Genomic DNA, 16,602 nt, shown 5'->3' on the forward strand with positions numbered 1-16,602 from the left:
TTAGTCTGCTTTCCTTTGCCCCTGGCCCTTGCCATGATGCGCCTACCGCCCGCCAGCCAACGAGTGCCCATGTCTGCCGCCACGCCCAACTCCCTGTCGATCACCCTGCAGATCGTCTCCATCGTCTTCTACACCTTCATCGCCTTTATCTGCATCGGCCTGCCGATTGCGGTCATACCTGGCTATGTACACGAGCAACTTGGGTTCAGCGCTGTAGTGGCCGGCATCACGATCGGCTCGCAATATCTCGCCACCCTGCTCAGCCGCCCCATGGCCGGGCGCATGTCGGATAACGTCGGCACCAAGCGTGCAATTGTGTTGGGGCTGGCCGGGATTCTTGTGAGTGGCGTGCTGACGTTTTTCGCGACGCTGGCGCAAAGCCTGCCGTCGCTGAGCCTTGGTATTCTGATCGTTGCACGTCTGTTGTTGGGCGTGGCCCAAGGGTTGATCGGCGTGGGCACCATCAGTTGGTGCATGGGCCAGGTCGGTGCCGAACACACCGCGCGGTCGATTTCGTGGAATGGGATCGCGTCCTACGGTGCCATTGCCATTGGTGCACCGCTGGGTGTCGTGATGGTGGCCGAATACGGCTACACCAGCCTCGGCATTGCGCTGTCAGTGTTGGCGGCACTGGGCCTGGTGCTGATCCGCAACAAACCGTCGGTGCCGGTTGTGCGTGGCGAGCGTCTGCCATTTTGGGCGGTGTTCGGGCGTATCGCGCCGTTTGGCGCCAGCCTGTGCCTGGCATCGATTGGCTATGGCACCCTCACCACCTTTATCACCTTGTACTACCTCAATCGAGGTTGGGTCGGCGCGGCTTACTGCCTCACGGTATTTGGCGCGTGCTTCATCCTGTCACGGCTGGTGTTTATTGCCGCCATCAGCCGTTTTGGTGGCTTTCGGGCAGCGATTGCCTGCATGACCATCGAAACCCTCGGCCTTACGCTGCTCTGGCTGGCGCCATCCACCGTGGTGGCGTTGGTTGGGGCCGGGTTGACCGGCTTTGGCTTGTCACTGGTGTACCCGGCGCTGGGGGTGGAAGCCATCAAACAGGTGCCCAACAGCAGCCGTGGCGCGGGGCTGAGTGCGTATGCGGTGTTTTTTGACTTGGCCCTCGCGATCGCCGGGCCGTTGATGGGCGCCGTGGCCTTGAACCTCGGCTACGGCTGGATCTTCTTCTGCGCCGCGCTGCTGTCGGTCACCGCCCTGGGCGTGACCCTGTTGCTCATGCGCCGCGCTTACTGATCAGCCGTTTGCATACCGGCGCGGGTGGATTGACCGAGAGTGTGGCTGAAAAAACGCCCCGCCTCAGAGATCAAGTCACGGTGAATGCCTTCACGGTCGACCCCGTCAGCATCCGTGCAAATCGCCGGCATCGCCGCCAATTGGTCGCTGTCACACGGCGCCATGAACACGAAGTGCCCTGCCCCGGCCAGCAGCTTGAAGTCGGGCGGCTCTGGCAGCTTGCGCGCCAGGGCGGCAGCGTTCTTGTCCACGGCCACCAACTTGTCGCCATCGCCACTGTAGAGCAGCACCGGCACATGCACGTCGGCCAGGGTGTCGCGGCCGAACATCAGGCTCAACGGCGCCATCAGCATCAAGGCGTGAATGCGCAGGTCGGATTGCGGTTGCAGGTCATCGCGGTCCACCACCAATTCGCCTTTGGTGGTCCAAGCATCGCGATCCTCCGGGCGCTCCTGGCAGTAACGGCGCAGGCGGTCGAAATCCGGCTTGGCACCCGCCAGGATCAACGCGGTTTCACCCCCGGCCGAGTAACCGATAACGCCCACCTGATCGACGTCAACGAATGGCGACAGCATCGGATCGCCCAGGGTGGCAGTGATCGCTTCAGAAATCTGAATCGGCCGGCCATACAGGTTGCTCACCGTGCCCAGTCGACTGTGGTCTTTGTAGTTGTCGCCAGGATGCAGCACCGCCACCACCACAAAACCTTTACGCGCCAGCGACGTGGCCAGGTCGTGCAGGGCCAGAGGTGTGCCGGTGTTGCCGTGGGACAGCATCAACATCGGAAATCGGCCAATGGCAATCTTGGAATCTTCGGAGGCCGCGACGTGATAGGCGCCCAACGGCGTGGTGTGTTCAGCGTCGGTGGACGGGTAGAACGCGATGGCTTTCATCGGCTGCAAGTCCAGCGGGTCGAGAAAAGTCATGCGGTGGAAACCCACACTCCAATGGGGGTGCGGCGCAGGGGCGGCGTGCACTGAAACCAGGCTGCCGAGCAGGGAAAGAACCATAACAGCACAAAGACGCATCATGGGGATGGCCACCTTTGCTGTGTGCCCACGTTCAACATCCGCGGCATATCTGGTTGAAAAATCCATGGTTTAAGGCGCTCGCACCGGGTGATAAACCCATGCGTGCATAACCTGGGCCAGAGTAATGACAGCGGGTAAACGAAAAAACTCCGTAGTCCGGTCGTTTTGAGGCGATCAGAATACAGAGTTTAGACGTGCCGCTTCAGATTGAAACGGGGAAAGGCGCTGTTTTACATAAGCTTTACGCGGCGGCGAACAACTGTTCGTTGATGCGTACGTTGGCGTCGCTCAAAGATTTGCTACGCGCGTCATCGCCGTAGGCCAAGCCTTCGGCCCGTACGATTTCAATGTCAGTGATACCTAGGAAACCAAACAGCAGTTTCAGATAGCCTTCATGTGCAGCGCCAGACGCCTGCCCGGCGTGCAAGCCACCGGACGTGGACACGATGATGACTTTCTTATTGCCGCACAGGCCTTCCGGGCCGGCTTCGGTGTAGCGGAAAGTCTGGCCGGCGACGGCGATGCGGTCGATCCAGGCTTTCAGTTGAGTCGGGATGGTGAAGTTGTACATCGGCGCACCAATCACCAAGGCATCGGCGGCGAGGAATTCAGCCAGCGACGATGCGCTCAGGTCGGCCTCGTGCTTTTGCGCGGCATCTCGCTGTTCAGCGGCAGTGCCCAGGGCGCCCAGGGTCGCGCCGGAGAAGTGGTTGATAGCTTCGCTGGCCAGGTCGCGGTAAGTCACTTCCACACCCGGCTCCGCCGCTTGCCAGGCCTTGACCACACCCGCGCTGAGCTGACGGGATGCCGAGTTGTCGCCGAGAATGCTGGAATCGATATGCAAAAGTTTCATGTGAGATCTCCGGTTAGGATCGTCAAGGGCGATCAGATGGTGGTGATGCTACACATGAAACCAATAGCCGATAAGACGGCTTAAATGCGATAGTTCGTCCCACTCACAGGACAATAGGCTGACCATGCAAGACCTCAACGACCTCTACTATTTCGCCAAAGTCGTGGAAGCCGGTGGCTTCGCGGCGGCCGGGCGATTGCTGGGGGTTCCCAAGTCGCGGCTGTCGCGGCGCATCGCTGAGCTGGAAGAACGCCTGGGCGCGCGCCTGCTGCAACGCACCACCCGCCAATTGACCCTCACCGCCGTCGGCGAGCGCTACCTGCGCCACTGCCAGGCCATGCTGCTGGAAGCGGAAATGGCCGATGAGGCCGTGGCCAGGATGTCCAGCGAACCCCGTGGTCGGCTGCGGGTCAGTTGCCCGGTGGGCATGGCGCAGCACATTCTGCCGGAGCTGGTCGCGGGCTTTCTCGCTGCCCACCCCCAGGTGCAGTTGGAAATGACCCTGGTCAATCGCCGTGTCGACCTGGTGGCTGAAGGTATCGACGTGGCGTTGCGCGTGCGTGAACTCGGTGATGAAGACCCGCTACTGGTGACCAAACGCCTGCGCCAGGCCCAGACCGTGCTGGTCGCCAGCCCCGAACTCGTGCGCGAGCGTCGAGTCAACAGCCTCGACGACCTCAGGCAACTGCCCATCCTAGGTGCATTGGAGGCAGACCGCATGGTGCATCAACGTATCCTCGACCCACAGGGCACCCCTCACGAACTGGTGATGGAAGCCCGCCTGGGCATCGAAGATTTCATTGTGCGTAAAGCCAGCGCCATCATGGCCGTGGGTTTTACCGTGTTACCGATGATGTATTGCGAAGAAGAGTTGGCCAACGGCCGATTGGTGCAATTGTTGCCTCAATGGTCATTGCCGGGCGGCTGGCTGCAAGCGGTTTACCCGCATCGGCGCGGCGTGCTGCCGGCGATACGGGCCTGGATCGACTACCTGGAAGAAGGCTTCAAAGGCTGTGGAGACCGCTTGCTATGAAGATGAGCGAAGAACACGTCGCCAGCTTCTGCCTGAGCCTGCCCGGTGCGCGGGAGGACTATAAATGGGGCGGTGTGCGTGTGTTCTCGATTGCCGGCAACAAGATGTTTGCCTTGCAGAACCTGCGCGGTGAGTCGCTGGCGTTCAAGGTCGATAAGGAACTGTTCCTCGGTCATGTGGACCGCCCAGGCATCCACCCTGCGCCGTATCTGGCCCGCGCGCAGTGGATCATCATGAACACGCCCTACCCGCTTGGGGCTGATGAACTGCGTGGCTTGTTGCAGCGTTCACACCAGTTGGTGGTCAGCAAGTTGCCCAAACGCACGCAGGTCGGGCTGTTGCTGGGTGATTGACGCAAAAGCACCCTAGTTATCTAAGTGACTATCGGTTGCTCTGCTTTTGATTTGCTCTGCTCAGCTTTTGATCTTGATCTTGATCTTGATCTCAGGCGCCCCGTCAACCACGCTGGCCGAACGCAGGCTTGAATCCGTGGGTAACCCGGCAGGACGCCGGGTTAGCCGCGCTGGGCCAAGGATGGCCCATCGCGGCGGCCCACGGATTCAAGCCGGAGTGAGGGCATGTCGAGCCTAGGCGAGACACCGAGTGGTGGGGCGAAGGCCTTTTGCTTACTTTTGGGCCTTTCCAAAAGTGAGTCGCTGTAAGAGCGAAACCCTAAGTGGCCGTTATCTAAATAACGGATATACACTCGATCCTAGTCGCCCGACACATAGCCATCGCAGGCAAGCCAACTCCCACATTTGAACCGTTTCTCGCCAGATAAAAGTCGCCGCATGCCCAGCCGCCGCGGGAGCAAGCTCCCTCGCCACAGGTCTGGCGCAGCCCCAAAAGCGCTGTAGATACCCAAACCTACAGCACTGAAACCAACGTGCCGCCGAGAAACATCTGGTCAAGCCAAAACACCTGATGCAACAACACAATCACCCAAAACAACACCTGATAAGACACTTTGCGCGTCTTGTGCCGGAACACCTGCTGGGCAATCAGCGCCCCCGGCCAACCGCCCGCCAACTCCACGGCATGCAGGATATTTTCCGGCGTGCGCCAACTGTCGGTGCGCGCCTTGCGCTTGTCGCTCCAATACAGGAAAAACGCGATCACGCTGACCACGCCATAGGCCGCCAGCGGGATCACGGTCTCGCCGCGCTGCCACACCAGTACCGAACCCAACAGCGGCGCCGCGCACAGCAGCACGAAGAGCGCTGCCTTCAAGCGTGGGTGCTGAATCATCATGCCTTGGCCGCGGCCCAGTCGATCCAGCCGAATTGCCAAGTCGCCAGGATCAACAAGCCGAACGCAATGCGGTACCAGGCAAACGCTGCATAGCTGTGGCTGGCGATGAATTTGAGCAAGCCCTTGACCGCAATCATCGCGAAGATGAACGAGGTCACAAAGCCGATGGTGAACACCGGCAAGTCCGCAGGCTGGAACAGGTCACGGTACTTGTAGCCCGAATACACCGCCGCACCCACCATGGTCGGCATCGCCAGGAAGAACGAGAACTCGGTGGCGGTCTTGCGCGACAGGCCGAACAACAGGCCGCCGATAATGGTCGAGCCGGACCGCGAGGTGCCCGGAATCATCGCCAGGCACTGCGCCAGGCCCACCTTGAGCGCGTCTTTCCAGGTGATGTCATCGACGGTTTCGGCATGCACTTCGTGCTCGCGGCGCTCGGCCCACAGCATGATGACGCCGCCCACCACCAGCGCCGTGGCCACGGTGATCGGGTTGAACAGGTAGTGATGAATCAGGTCGGCGAAAATCACCCCCAATACCACGGCCGGGAAGAAGGCGATCAAAAGGTTGACGGTGAACCGCTGGGCCTTGCGCTGGGTCGGCAGGCCGCTGACCACTTCGAAAATCTTGCCACGGAATTCCCACACCACGGCGAGGATGGCGCCCAGCTGAATGATGATGTTGAATGCATTGAAACGGTCGCCGGTAAAGTCGAGCAAGTCGGCGACGATGATCTGGTGGCCAGTGCTGGAAATTGGCAGGAACTCGGTAAGCCCCTCCACAACGCCAAGAATCAATGCCTGTATGGCGGTCCAAAAATCCATGCTTCCCCCAAAGGTCTTGCTCTATGGCAAGCCTCATTGATCTTTTTAATGGTTCACTGACGACAAGATACGATGCTGGACTTTAACCCCCAACCTGCAAAAATCTTGTGAAAAATCAGACAGTACTCAGGTTTTCCGAGTACAGGCCGAAAGCCTATCAGACAAGGCGGAAAAGTCGATGCAACGCCCACAATTATAAAAAGCCCGGAGTGACAGGACGATGAACAGTTTGCGCAATATGTCGATCAGCCGGCGCCTCTGGCTGATCCTGATAGTCGCCGTGCTGATGCTGTTGGCCCTGGGTTTGCTGATGCTCAAGCAGATCCATGACGATCTGTACCAGGCCAAGCGCCTCCAAACCCAACACGTGGTCCAGACCGCCAACGGGATTCTGACGTTTTATCACAGCCTTGAGACGACTGGCGTGATGACCCGCGAAGCCGCCCAGAAACAGGCCATGAGCGTGGTGCGTGGCTTGCGCTACGACCATGACGACTATTTCTGGATCAACGACCTGACGCCGGTGATGATCATGCACCCGGCCAACCCCAAGCTCGATGGCCAGAACCTTTCGGCCATTCGTGACCCTGACGGGTTTGCCGTGTTCAACGAATTCGTGATCCTGGCCAAGGCCAAGGGCGCCGGCATCGTCAACTATCGCTGGCCCAAGCCTGGGGCCGACGCACCAGTGCCGAAAACTTCGTACATCCAACTGTTCCAGCCGTGGGGCTGGATTATCGGTTCCGGTGTGTACGTGGATGATGTGCAGGCCGAGTTCAGCACCCAGGTCTGGAAAGCCTCGTTTATCGGCCTCGGCATTGCGCTGGTGATGGCGTTGCTGGTCTCACTGATCGCCCGCAGCATCGTGCGGCCGTTGCAGGACGCGGTGAACGCCATGGGCAACATTGCCAGCGGCGAAAGCGACCTCACCCGCACCCTCGACACCCACGGCCGGGACGAAGTCACCGAATTGGCCCATCACTTCAACACCTTCACCGCCAAGTTGCGCGAGGTGGTGAGCCAGTTGCAGGTATGCGCCAACGCGCTGGGCCAGTCCTCACAGGACCTGGGCAACAATGCGACCCAGGCCCATGACCGCAGCCAGCAACAGTCCCAGCAGATGGAACTGGTGGCCACCGCCATCAATGAAGTCACCTACGGCGTGCAGGACGTGGCCAAGAACGCTGAACACGCCGCCAGCGAAATGCGCGATGCACAGGCCCAGGCGCAGCAAGGCCAGGTCAATATCGACGGCAGCCTGCAACAGATCGACCAACTCTCCAACACCATCAGCCAGGCCGTGGAAGTGATTCGTACCCTGTCCGCTGAAAGTACCCAGATCGGCAGCGTGCTCGAGGTCATCCGTTCCATCGCCGACCAGACCAATCTGCTGGCCTTGAACGCGGCGATTGAAGCGGCACGCGCTGGCGAACAAGGCCGCGGCTTTGCGGTGGTGGCCGACGAAGTACGCCTGCTGGCTCAGCGCACGCAAAAATCCACGGCGGAGATCCAGGGCATGATCGAGCGCCTGCAAGGCCACTCGGAAGCGGCGGTCAACGTGATCAGCGACAGCCACAGCGCGTCGCAAATGACCATCGAGCAAGCCGGCCAGGCCGGCGCCAGCCTGACCGCCATCGGCCAGGCCCTGCGCAACCTCAACGGCCTGAATGCGTCGATTGCCAGTGCCACGCTGCAGCAGGCGCATGTGGTGGAAGACATCAACCAGAACGTCACCCAGGCCGCCGGTTTGTCCCACAGCACGGCGTTGGCGGCGGAACAGTCGAGCGTAGCAAGTGTGCACTTGCGCAGCCTGAGCGATCAGCTCGACGGACTCTTGCGCCAGTTCAAAGTCTAGTCCCGTAGTGAGCGGGCTTGCCCGCTCACTACAAGCCAATTCCTACGTCAATCTTCTTTCGTTACAATCCCAGCCCTCTCCCACTCTCCCAAGGAACCACCATGTCCGGGCTTGAACTGTTCGCCGCTGCCCTGGGGGTGATCGCTGTGTGGCTGACGGTCAAGCAAAACCCTTGGTGCTGGCCGATCGGGCTGGTCATGGTGCTGCTTTACACCTGGGTGTTCTACGATGTGAAACTCTATTCCGACATGCTGCTGCAGGTGGTTTACGCCGCCCTGCAAGTCTACGGGTGGTGGCAGTGGACCCGCGCCGGCCAGATCAAGCAAGGGCGCCAGGTCACCCGCCTTGGTGGGCTGGCAATCATGGCCAGCCTCACGGTGGGCGCAGTCGGCAGCCTGCTGCTCGGCGCCGCCATGGCCCACTGGACCGACGCCGCCCAACCCTGGCTCGACGCCGCGCTCACCGGTTTCAGCCTCGTGGCGCAAATGTGGATGGCGCAGAAGCGTGTGCAGTGCTGGGCGTTGTGGATTGTGGTGGACGTGATCTTCGTCGGGCTCTTCCTCTACAAAGGCCTGTACCTGACCGCCGCGCTGTACGCGCTGTTCACTGTGATCGCCGTGCAAGGCTGGCGTGAATGGCGCGCCGACCCGGCGTTGCACGCATGAAAGTGGTGGTATTGGCGGGTCCCGAATCCAGCGGCAAGAGCTGGCTGGCGGCTGAACTGCAAGCGCACTTCGGCGGGCTGATGGTCGGTGAATATGTGCGCCATTTCATCGACCATCATCGACGTGATACCACCTTGGCCGATATCCCGGCCATTGCCCGCGGCCAACTGGCCTGGGAGGACGCTGCCCGCGCCGAACAGCCTGAGTGGCTGATCCTCGACACGCATTTGCTGACCAACAGACTCTGGAGCCAGACCCTGTTCGGCGACTACCCAGCGTGGCTGGACAGCGAACTGCTGGCGCGGCACTACGACCTGCACCTGCTGCTCTCGCCGGATGATGTGGAGTGGACCGCCGACGGCCAACGCTGCCAACCGGAACTGGCGGATCGGCAGGCGTTTTTCGAGGATAGCCTGGCGTGGATGCAGCAGCATCAGCAGGCAGTCGTAGTGATCAGAGGGAATTGGGAGGAGCGCCGAGTCGCGGCCTTCAAGGCCGTAGAAGAATTATTGCTGTGAGCGAGGCAAGCCCGCTCACTGCAGGCGTGGTTAGTAGCCCAAGGAAAGCCCGGTGTTGCGACGCGGGTCATTCGCGCCATAGAAGCGGTTATTCCCCACCGGTTTGCCACCCAGGGATGGAGCACCCACGAGGATCGCCGCCAAGTGGTTGGCGTCCTGCGGGCCTGCAAACGTGTGGCCCCAGCTTTCAAGGATCTTCTGGGTGTCCGGGCTGACCGCGAAGGTCTCCAGGTTAGTCATCTCAGGCATCCACTGCTGGTGGAAACGCGGTGCGTCCACGGCTTCCTGGATATTCATCTTGTAGTCGATCACATTCAGGATCGTCAGCAAGGTCGCTGTGATGATGCGGCTGCCACCTGGCGTACCCACTACCATCACCGTCTTGCCATCCTTGGTCACGATGGTCGGGCTCATCGACGACAGCGGGGCCTTGCCCGGTGCAATGGCGTTGGCTTCACCCTGGACCAGCCCGTACATGTTCGGCACACCGACCTTGACGGTGAAGTCGTCCATTTCATCGTTGAGGATCACCCCGGTCTTGCTCGCCATTACGCCTGCACCGAACCAGTCGTTGAGGGTGTAGGTAACCGACACCGCGTTGCCCCACTTGTCGACGATGGAGTAGTGGGTGGTGTTATTGCCTTCATGGGGCGATACACCCGGCTTGATCGCCTGGGAATCACCGGCCTTTTGCGGATCGATCGCGTCACGCAGTTTCGTCGCGTAGTTTTTGTCCAGCAGGTGCTCGATCGGGTTCTTTACGAAGTCCGGATCACCGAGGTAGCTGTTACGGTCCACATAGGCGTGGCGCATGGCCTCGATCTGGTAATGCAGGCCTTGGGCCGAGTGATAGCCCAGGTCGGCCATCGGGAAGCCTTCGAGGATGTTCATGATCTGGCAGATCACCACGCCACCGGAGCTCGGCGGCGGTGCCGAAACGACGTGGTAGCCACGGTAGTCGCACTCGATGGGCGCCAGCTCGCGGGTTTTGTAGTTGTCGAGGTCTGCCTGGGTGATGATGCCTTTGCCAGCCTGGCTGGAGTCCACCAGGGCCTTGGCAACCCAACCTTTATAGAAACCGTCACTGCCCTTGGCCGAGATTTCCTTGAGGGTCTTGGCCAGGTCTTTCTGCACCAGTTTCTGACCCACCTGCAGCGGTTGGCCGTTATGCAGGAAGATTGCGCGCATGTCCTTGTCTTTTTCAAACTCGCCGGTAGCGGTATGCAGCAGGTCGATATCACCCTGCTCCAGGGCGAAGCCGTTTTCCGCCAGTTTGATCGCCGGGGCGATGACCTGGGCACGCTTGAGGGTGCCGTATTTGCTCAGGGCCAGCTCCATGCCCGAGACAGTGCCAGGTACGCCCACAGCCAGATGGCCCTTGGCGCTGAGGCCTTCGACGACGTTGCCGTCTTTGTCCAGGTACATATTGGCGGTGGCCGCCAGCGGCGCTTTTTCGCGAAAATCGAGGAAGGTCTTGCGCCCGTCAGCCAGTTGCACGGTCATGAAACCGCCACCGCCCAGGTTACCCGCCGCCGGGTATACCACGGCCAGCGCATAGCCCACGGCGACGGCCGCATCGACCGCGTTGCCGCCGGCCTTGAGCACATCCACGCCCACATGTGTTGCCAAATGCTGGGCCGTGACCACCATGCCATTTTCACCGGCCACCGGGGCCTGGGAGGCGGCTTGCACACCACTGACCGTCAACACCAGGGCGGTGGCAATCAAGGTACGGCTGAAGGGTTGGTATTTCATCCATGGCTACTCTGGTTATTGAGATGCACCAAAATAGCCCGTTGCGGATTTAATCCCCAGCGCAATGGCGTTTTTATTACAGAACCTGTCGGTCACAGAACGGGCTTGAAAAAGCCCATGTTCTATCGCTCGCTCAGGCCGGTACGTTCGGCGAGAATGCTGCGCAGAACCAGCGCCAAGTCTTTCGCTTGCTGAGCCGCTCAGTCAGTCGATTTCGTGTATCTACCGGCCATGGTGCGCGGCGCAGAAGCGGTCAACCGCGCGCTGGAGCAGGCTCATCAGCGACTGTCGGTGGCAATCAGCTCTGGCCTATAAAAATAATGGCGCTAGAATCAGCGCCATTCTTGCGCCTGACTCCCTGATACGAGCCCCCCCATGAGCTTTGATTTCGACACGATCCACCCCCGCCTCGGCACCGGCAGCACCAAGTGGAGCCGCTACCCGCAGGACGTTTTGCCGATGTGGATCGCCGACATGGACATCGCCGCGCCCCCCGCCGTGCTGCAGGCGCTGCATGCACGCCTCGACCAGCAGGTCCTCGGCTACAGCGTCGCCGGCCCGGATGTGCGCGAGGCGATCGTCGCCGACCTGTGGGCCAAATACGCTTGGCGCGTACAACCGGATGAGCTGCTGTTCCTGCCCGGCGTCGAACCGGGTTTCAACATGGCGCTGCACGCGTTTGTCCAGCCGGGCCAGCCGGTGGTGCTGCAAACCCCGAACTATCGGCCAATCCGCCTGGCCCCAGGACACTGGAACCTGCCGCGCATCGAAGTCCCCTTCGAGCTGATCGACGGTGAATACTTCACGCCACTGCCAGCCTTGCACGATGCGCTGGCCGGCGCGGGTGCACTGCTGCTGAGCAACCCGCACAACCCCATTGGCAAAGTCTTCCCGCGCGAAGAACTGCTCGCCGTGGCCAGCGCCTGCCTGGCAAACGGCGCGCTGATCATCTCCGATGAAATCCACGCCGAGCTGTGCTTTGACGGCCGCCGCCATATCCCCACCGCCAGCCTCAGCGATGAGATCGCCCAGCGCACCATCACCCTGATGTCGGCCAGCAAGGCCTATAACGTGGCGGGTTTGAAGACCTGCTTTGCGGTGGTCCAGAACGCCGAAATCCGCGAGCGCTTCAACGCGGCCCGTTGCGGCATGGTCGACAGCGTCAGCCCCCTCGGGCTGGAAGCCACTCGTGCGGCCTACAGCCAATGCGGCGACTGGCTCGACGCGCTGGTGCAGTACCTGCAAGCCAACCGTGACTACCTGCTCAAGGCCGTGCAAACCCGCCTGCCCGGTGTGGTGATGCATGCACCGCAAGGCACCTACTTGGCCTGGCTGGATTGCAGCGCGCTTGGCTTGGATGACCCGCAACAGTTCTTCCTGGAGCAGGCCAAGGTGGGCTTGAGCGCGGGGATCGAGTTCGGTGACGACAGCCAGCAATTCGTGCGCCTGAACTTCGGCTGCCCACGGTCGATGCTGGAAGAGGGTTTGCAACGTATGGAACGGGCACTGCGCCAACGCCAGGCTTGACTCACCCTAAGCTGAGCCGTAATGGGCTCAGCTTTTGCTCTGCTCTGCTTTTGATCTTGATCTCAGGCCCCCCGCCAGCCGGCGTCGACACGGGATCGTCACAGCTTGGCGATGGACACTTCGGTGGACTTCACAAAGGCAATCACTTCACTGCCCACTTTCAATTCCAGATCACGTACCGAACGGGTAGTGATCACCGAAGTGACGATACCGGACGCCGTTTGCACGTCGATTTCCGACACCACGTCCCCCAGCAGAATGTCCTTGATCACGCCCTTGAACTGGTTGCGCACGTTGATCGCTTTGATAGTCATGTCGGCTTTCCTTTTTGGCTGTTGGGTCAATCCGCACGTATGCGCAAGCCCTCAAAATGCGCTATCGCCGACCACATTAAAAAGAATATATAACTATTTATTTATATCATTAAGGCATATGTGAACTGTTGCCCTGCCAACAGCGCTTCAAGAATTTGCCAACCTCCGTAGCAGCTGCCGAGCGCCAGCGAATCGGCGTGGTCCGGTGCTGGCGCAGCTGAAGGCTGCTGTGCTTGAGCGAGCTGCAACGCGCCCATGTGATTTGAATTGAAACGGCTCCCACACTTAACTCAGTGTGACCCAATACCGCGTCCGCGCCTGCACCTCGAACCCCAGCGTTGAGGCCAACAGGTTGAGGATTCGGTCGGTGTCGTCCAAGCGAAAACTGCCTGTTACCCGCATACGCTCCAGGCGTGAATCCCAGCGCAACACCCCTGGGCGATAGCGCTCCAGCTCCCGCAGAAAATCCCCCAACGGCTGGTTCTGCGCCGTCAACACCCCCTCGCGCCAGCCCAACTGCGACACATCAAACGGCGCCCAGGCGGCCAGCCCGCTGGCGTTCAGGGGGGCTTGCTGGCCCGCCTGCAAGGTCGTCACTTGCCCGTTCAGGTCGCGCACGTGAACCAAGCCCTTGAGCACCGACACCCGACAGCCAGCGGCCAGTTGCCGCACACACACTTCGGCCTGACTGACCCTCACCTCGCCGTATCGGGTGTGCACGGTCATCGCCGCCGCGCCAGGTACATTCAGCGCCAACTCACCGTCCACCAAGGTGATGCGGCGCTGCGCCAGGTCCATGTCCACTGCCGTCGCGGTATTGAGTTGCAAGCTGACGCCGTCGGCCAATGGCAGGCGTTTGCGCTCACCGGTGGCGGTATGCAGGTCGGCGCGCCATGCCTCGATGGGCAATTGACGGCTGACCAGCCAGGCAGTCGGCACCAATACCGCGACCCCCAAGGCACGCTTGAGCACAGCGCGCCGCCCCGGTTGCGGGCGGTCAAGGCTGGCCATCGCCAGGGCCTGGGGCAAGTCGCTGAAACGCTGGCGCAGGGTTTGGGCTTTCTGCCAGGTCTGTTCGTGTTGAGGATGGCTTTCACGCCAATGCTGCAACGCGGCGTGATCACGCTCGGTGGCCGCGCCGGATTCGAGCAGTGCTAACCACTGGGCGGCGGCGCGGGCGACGTCGCGACTCACAGGTCCACCAGCAGGCAGTGCTCGTAGGCTTGGGCCATGTAGCGTTTTACCGTGCGCTCGGACACGTCGAGACGCTCGGCGATCTCGCGGTAGCCCAGGCCTTCCAGTTGGCTCCAGAGGAAGGCGCGGCGGACCAGCACCGGCAAGCCGTCGAGCAATTCATCCAAGGCTTGCAGCGTCTCCAACACCAACCAGCGCTGCTCGGGGGACGGCACGCATTCTTCCGGCAGGTTCGCCAAGGCAGTCAGATAAGCCAGTTCAAGGCTGCGCCGCTGATGAAAATTCACCAGCAGGCGCTTGCCAACGGTCACCAGGTACGCCCGCGGCTCCTGCATCTGCGCAATCGGCTGGGCGCTGGCGAGCACCCGCAAAAACGTATCCTGGCTCAGGTCCGCGGCATCCCAGGTATTGCCCAGGCGCCGGCGCAGCCAGCTTTCGAGCCAACTGCGGTGGTCACGGTACAGGCTCGACAAGGTCAGTTCGGGGGCGTGGGTCGGTACAACAGCATCATTCATGGCTAGCGACCTGCGCGGCGCGAGTGAGTCTCAAATGAGATTCATTCTATTTAATATCGCACTGACACACCATGGCCTTTTCAACAATGCGTTTAAAGCATGGCGGCCTTCTGCCGCAGCAAGTCGATAAACCACCCCAATTCCCGGCTCACCCCCTCGCCTTTGCGCAATAACATGCCAAACGGCGCCAGCCGCACCTCCAGGGCTACCGGCAACGCCACCACCAAACCCATCTTCAGGTAATCACGCAGCGCGCTTTCTGACAGCACCATCACCGCGTCGGTCAGCTGGATCAACTGCTGCATGGAGTACACCGAGCTGCATTCGATGATGTCCGCTGGGCTCGGCAGCGCCAGGTCCTGCAGCGCCTGGTCGAAGCCGATACGCGCCGGGCTGGTTTGCGGTTGCAGGATCCACGGCCAGTCGCGCACCAATTCCTCCAAGGGCACGTGTTCGCGCTGGGCCAGGGGATGGCCCGCAGCAGGTCGCACCGACGGTGCGCCGCGCCAGGCCGGTGATCCTGACCGCACTGGCGGCGGCGTTGGCGTTTATTCCGCTGACGTTGTCGGTGTTCTGGTCATCCCTGGCCTTTGGGCTGATCGGCGGAGTGTTGGTGGGGATGGTGTTGACGCTGTTGTTTTTGCCCGCGCTGTGCAGTTTGGTGCTGGGGCGAGAGAAGACGAAAACTGTCGAAACTTCCCACATAACTGCCGGATAAGCTCTACTCCCCTCCCCTGAAAAGGTCCGCAAAGTCCCTCGCCTGAATACACAGTGCGAGGGATTGCAGATGGACTTGTCTGTTGTTGGAGCTGTTTCTTGAACCCGGCCATTGGCAGGCTGGCCCTGACGCCAATGGATGTGAAGACGGTCGATGTCGAGGCCGTCTTTCGCGATTTCCGTGAATGCCTGAACACGTTTGATGACTGGGCGTCGAGCGTCTGGAGCTTTTCCGCGCTGGATATCGAGCAGGTGTTCAAGGTTGGGGATGAGGTGGCGTTGGTCGCGCCGATCAACCGTTCTCTTTATCCCAGTACCACCACCGCCACCTGCCAGGCCAACGGCACGTTAACCCTGGTGCACATGTTTCAAAGCACGCAATTCGTGCCCATCGGCAACACGCCGGTGATGCTGCAACGCGTCGATCCCAACGGCGGCCCACTGGGCGAACCGCTCCACAAAACGATTGGCCCAAGCGGCATTCTCGAAATCAACGAGTGTGATCGCAACCAGCAGTACCGGGTCAGCTTCTATCCCAACGTTTCCAAAGATCACGTCAGGGCGCTGTATGCGTCTTATCAGGCGGTGATTGATGCATTGGACGTTCGTCTGCGCAACGAGTGGAAAAGCACCTTCCAAGCCCAGTGGAAGGACTACACAGACGCTAACCCGCTTGATCAGCGCAGGATGCTGGAGAAGGCATTTCTACATGGGATGGGCAAGGCGCTTTACAGCCTGTGGCACAACATCACACATCTGTACGACCTACTGGCAGACATCAAGCCTAACAGCGAAAAGTTGCTTCAATACGTCTCTGAGGCCGAGCTTGATGAGCTGCTGAAACTGGGCAGTGAATCGATTGCCAAGGGTTTGCTCGTACTCAGTGATGAACCGCTGTTGTTCATCTATCTGGCGGCGATCTCCAGCTGGGTACGGATGTTGCCGCCACCAGAGATGAACGAGGTGATGGGGGAAATCACCGGCGAAGTGTTGATCAATCTGCTGCTGTTGAGGGTCGCGGGCGCCATGGGTGTGGCCGTGCGCCTGGGTGTGCAGGTGCTGAGTCAAATCAAGTCTGGTAGAGCGCGCAAGTTGCTTGAGATGTTGGCGGATCAACTGGTGGGGCCTCGGTTGGAGCCGCATATCGAAGCGGTTAAACCGATTCTGCTGGGGGCCCCGGCGACGCCGATCAGGGTGATTCCGGATGTGCCGCTGAAGGTTGGGGATCAGGTGGTTTCCAATCCGGTGACGATGGTTAGGGACAAGCTGGAACAGCGGACGGTGTTGGTGCGGCTGGAGCCT

15 protein-coding genes and 3 pseudogenes are annotated in these 16,602 nt (G+C 60.6%); 9 read left to right on the forward strand and 9 right to left on the reverse strand.

Translation table 11 applies throughout. The features are described 5' to 3' along the window. Positions 1-69 precede the first annotated feature (69 nt). On the forward strand, positions 70-1,245 hold the full coding sequence (locus AACY08_RS14380; RefSeq protein ID WP_339470029.1) for an MFS transporter: 1,176 nt from the start codon (positions 70-72) through the stop codon (positions 1,243-1,245). Here AACY08_RS14380 and AACY08_RS14385 read toward each other — a convergent pair. Continuing rightward, a complete protein-coding gene (locus AACY08_RS14385; RefSeq protein WP_339470031.1) occupies positions 1,239-2,276 on the reverse strand; it encodes an alpha/beta hydrolase family protein in 1,038 nt (345 codons plus the stop codon). The genes AACY08_RS14380 and AACY08_RS14385 overlap by 7 nt on opposite strands. A 241-nt stretch (positions 2,277-2,517) precedes the next feature. After that, a complete protein-coding gene (locus tag AACY08_RS14390) occupies positions 2,518-3,129 on the reverse strand; it encodes an FMN-dependent NADH-azoreductase (RefSeq protein WP_339457247.1) in 612 nt (203 codons plus the stop codon). Between the two features lie 124 nt (positions 3,130-3,253). Between AACY08_RS14390 and AACY08_RS14395 the strand changes: the two genes are divergently transcribed. Both AACY08_RS14395 and AACY08_RS14400 read left to right on the forward strand, forming a co-directional pair. Beyond that, on the forward strand, positions 3,254-4,162 hold the full coding sequence (locus AACY08_RS14395; protein ID WP_339470033.1) for a LysR substrate-binding domain-containing protein: 909 nt from the start codon (positions 3,254-3,256) through the stop codon (positions 4,160-4,162). Beyond that, complete coding sequence (locus AACY08_RS14400; protein WP_339470035.1) at positions 4,159-4,515, forward strand: MmcQ/YjbR family DNA-binding protein; 357 nt, start codon at positions 4,159-4,161, stop codon at positions 4,513-4,515. Before AACY08_RS14395 ends, AACY08_RS14400 begins: the two co-directional genes overlap by 4 nt. A gap of 514 nt (positions 4,516-5,029) precedes the next feature. Here AACY08_RS14400 and AACY08_RS14405 read toward each other — a convergent pair. Continuing rightward, on the reverse strand, positions 5,030-5,413 hold the full coding sequence (locus AACY08_RS14405; protein WP_065909282.1) for a DUF1294 domain-containing protein: 384 nt from the start codon (positions 5,411-5,413) through the stop codon (positions 5,030-5,032). Continuing rightward, positions 5,410-6,240 carry an undecaprenyl-diphosphate phosphatase gene (locus tag AACY08_RS14410; RefSeq protein WP_339470036.1) on the reverse strand — a complete coding sequence of 277 codons (831 nt, stop codon included), beginning with the start codon at positions 6,238-6,240 and terminating at the stop codon, positions 5,410-5,412. The genes AACY08_RS14405 and AACY08_RS14410 overlap by 4 nt, the downstream gene beginning before the upstream one ends. Before the next feature lie 220 nt (positions 6,241-6,460). On the opposite strand from AACY08_RS14410, the gene AACY08_RS14415 reads away from it, so the two are divergent. The 3 genes from AACY08_RS14415 to AACY08_RS14425 all read left to right on the forward strand — a co-directional run bounded on the left by AACY08_RS14415 (position 6,461) and on the right by AACY08_RS14425 (position 9,278). After that, entirely contained in the window at positions 6,461-8,095 is a 1,635-nt protein-coding gene (locus AACY08_RS14415; RefSeq protein WP_339470038.1) for a methyl-accepting chemotaxis protein, read from the forward strand. Positions 8,096-8,196: 101 nt separating this feature from the next. Next, positions 8,197-8,760 (forward strand): nicotinamide riboside transporter PnuC, encoded by a 564-nt coding sequence (gene pnuC, locus AACY08_RS14420; protein ID WP_339418932.1) that lies wholly within the window; start codon positions 8,197-8,199, stop codon positions 8,758-8,760. Beyond that, positions 8,757-9,278, forward strand: a complete 522-nt coding sequence (locus AACY08_RS14425; RefSeq protein WP_339470049.1) for an AAA family ATPase — start codon at positions 8,757-8,759, stop codon at positions 9,276-9,278. Before pnuC ends, AACY08_RS14425 begins: the two co-directional genes overlap by 4 nt. A gap of 30 nt (positions 9,279-9,308) precedes the next feature. Here AACY08_RS14425 and ggt read toward each other — a convergent pair whose 3' ends face one another. Continuing rightward, the gene (ggt, locus tag AACY08_RS14430; RefSeq protein WP_339470039.1) at positions 9,309-11,033 is read right to left on the reverse strand and encodes a gamma-glutamyltransferase; all 1,725 of its coding nucleotides are present in this window, start codon (positions 11,031-11,033) and stop codon (positions 9,309-9,311) included. Between the two features lie 375 nt (positions 11,034-11,408). Here ggt and AACY08_RS14435 point away from each other — a divergent pair, with 375 nt between their 5' ends. After that, positions 11,409-12,560 carry a MalY/PatB family protein gene (locus tag AACY08_RS14435; RefSeq protein ID WP_339470041.1) on the forward strand — a complete coding sequence of 384 codons (1,152 nt, stop codon included), beginning with the start codon at positions 11,409-11,411 and terminating at the stop codon, positions 12,558-12,560. A gap of 98 nt (positions 12,561-12,658) precedes the next feature. On the opposite strand, the gene AACY08_RS14440 is transcribed toward AACY08_RS14435, so the two are convergent. From AACY08_RS14440 to AACY08_RS14455, 4 genes and pseudogenes are all read right to left on the reverse strand, one after another. After that, a complete protein-coding gene (locus AACY08_RS14440; protein WP_339418922.1) occupies positions 12,659-12,874 on the reverse strand; it encodes a TOBE domain-containing protein in 216 nt (71 codons plus the stop codon). 285 nt (positions 12,875-13,159) lie between these two features. After that, positions 13,160-14,068, reverse strand: a complete 909-nt coding sequence (locus tag AACY08_RS14445; protein WP_339470042.1) for a FecR domain-containing protein — start codon at positions 14,066-14,068, stop codon at positions 13,160-13,162. Beyond that, positions 14,065-14,583 carry a sigma-70 family RNA polymerase sigma factor gene (locus tag AACY08_RS14450; RefSeq protein WP_339470044.1) on the reverse strand — a complete coding sequence of 173 codons (519 nt, stop codon included), beginning with the start codon at positions 14,581-14,583 and terminating at the stop codon, positions 14,065-14,067. The genes AACY08_RS14445 and AACY08_RS14450 overlap by 4 nt, the downstream gene beginning before the upstream one ends. Before the next feature lie 92 nt (positions 14,584-14,675). Then, positions 14,676-15,062: pseudogene (locus AACY08_RS14455) on the reverse strand (LysR substrate-binding domain-containing protein); the annotation flags it as partial. A gap of 5 nt (positions 15,063-15,067) precedes the next feature. Here AACY08_RS14455 and AACY08_RS14460 point away from each other — a divergent pair. Together AACY08_RS14460 and AACY08_RS14465 are read left to right on the forward strand one after the other, a co-directional pair. Further along, positions 15,068-15,301 (forward strand): annotated as a pseudogene (locus tag AACY08_RS14460) (hypothetical protein); the annotation flags it as partial. A 98-nt stretch (positions 15,302-15,399) separates the two neighbouring features. Next, positions 15,400-16,602: pseudogene (locus AACY08_RS14465) on the forward strand (type IV secretion protein Rhs); the annotation flags it as partial.

The sequence above is a fragment of the Pseudomonas sp. EL_65y_Pfl1_R83 genome, assembly GCF_963970695.1.
GTDB classification, from domain to species: Bacteria; Pseudomonadota; Gammaproteobacteria; order Pseudomonadales; family Pseudomonadaceae; genus Aquipseudomonas; species Aquipseudomonas tritici.

What these genes read in the sequence shown, in the direction of transcription:
- AACY08_RS14395 (WP_339470033.1), top strand. Translation starts at nt 3,254, where the DNA reads ATGCAAGACCTCAACGACCTCTACTATTTCGCCAAAGTCGTGGAAGCC.
- AACY08_RS14425 (WP_339470049.1), top strand. Translation starts at nt 8,757, where the DNA reads ATGAAAGTGGTGGTATTGGCGGGTCCCGAATCCAGCGGCAAGAGCTGG.
- AACY08_RS14390 (WP_339457247.1), bottom strand. Translation starts at nt 3,129, where the DNA reads ATGAAACTTTTGCATATCGATTCCAGCATTCTCGGCGACAACTCGGCA.
- AACY08_RS14450 (WP_339470044.1), bottom strand. Translation starts at nt 14,583, where the DNA reads ATGAATGATGCTGTTGTACCGACCCACGCCCCCGAACTGACCTTGTCG.
- AACY08_RS14440 (WP_339418922.1), bottom strand. Translation starts at nt 12,874, where the DNA reads ATGACTATCAAAGCGATCAACGTGCGCAACCAGTTCAAGGGCGTGATC.
- AACY08_RS14435 (WP_339470041.1), top strand. Translation starts at nt 11,409, where the DNA reads ATGAGCTTTGATTTCGACACGATCCACCCCCGCCTCGGCACCGGCAGC.
- pnuC (WP_339418932.1), top strand. Translation starts at nt 8,197, where the DNA reads ATGTCCGGGCTTGAACTGTTCGCCGCTGCCCTGGGGGTGATCGCTGTG.
- ggt (WP_339470039.1), bottom strand. Translation starts at nt 11,033, where the DNA reads ATGAAATACCAACCCTTCAGCCGTACCTTGATTGCCACCGCCCTGGTG.
- AACY08_RS14380 (WP_339470029.1), top strand. Translation starts at nt 70, where the DNA reads ATGTCTGCCGCCACGCCCAACTCCCTGTCGATCACCCTGCAGATCGTC.
- AACY08_RS14385 (WP_339470031.1), bottom strand. Translation starts at nt 2,276, where the DNA reads ATGATGCGTCTTTGTGCTGTTATGGTTCTTTCCCTGCTCGGCAGCCTG.
- AACY08_RS14415 (WP_339470038.1), top strand. Translation starts at nt 6,461, where the DNA reads ATGAACAGTTTGCGCAATATGTCGATCAGCCGGCGCCTCTGGCTGATC.
- AACY08_RS14405 (WP_065909282.1), bottom strand. Translation starts at nt 5,413, where the DNA reads ATGATGATTCAGCACCCACGCTTGAAGGCAGCGCTCTTCGTGCTGCTG.
- AACY08_RS14410 (WP_339470036.1), bottom strand. Translation starts at nt 6,240, where the DNA reads ATGGATTTTTGGACCGCCATACAGGCATTGATTCTTGGCGTTGTGGAG.
- AACY08_RS14400 (WP_339470035.1), top strand. Translation starts at nt 4,159, where the DNA reads ATGAAGATGAGCGAAGAACACGTCGCCAGCTTCTGCCTGAGCCTGCCC.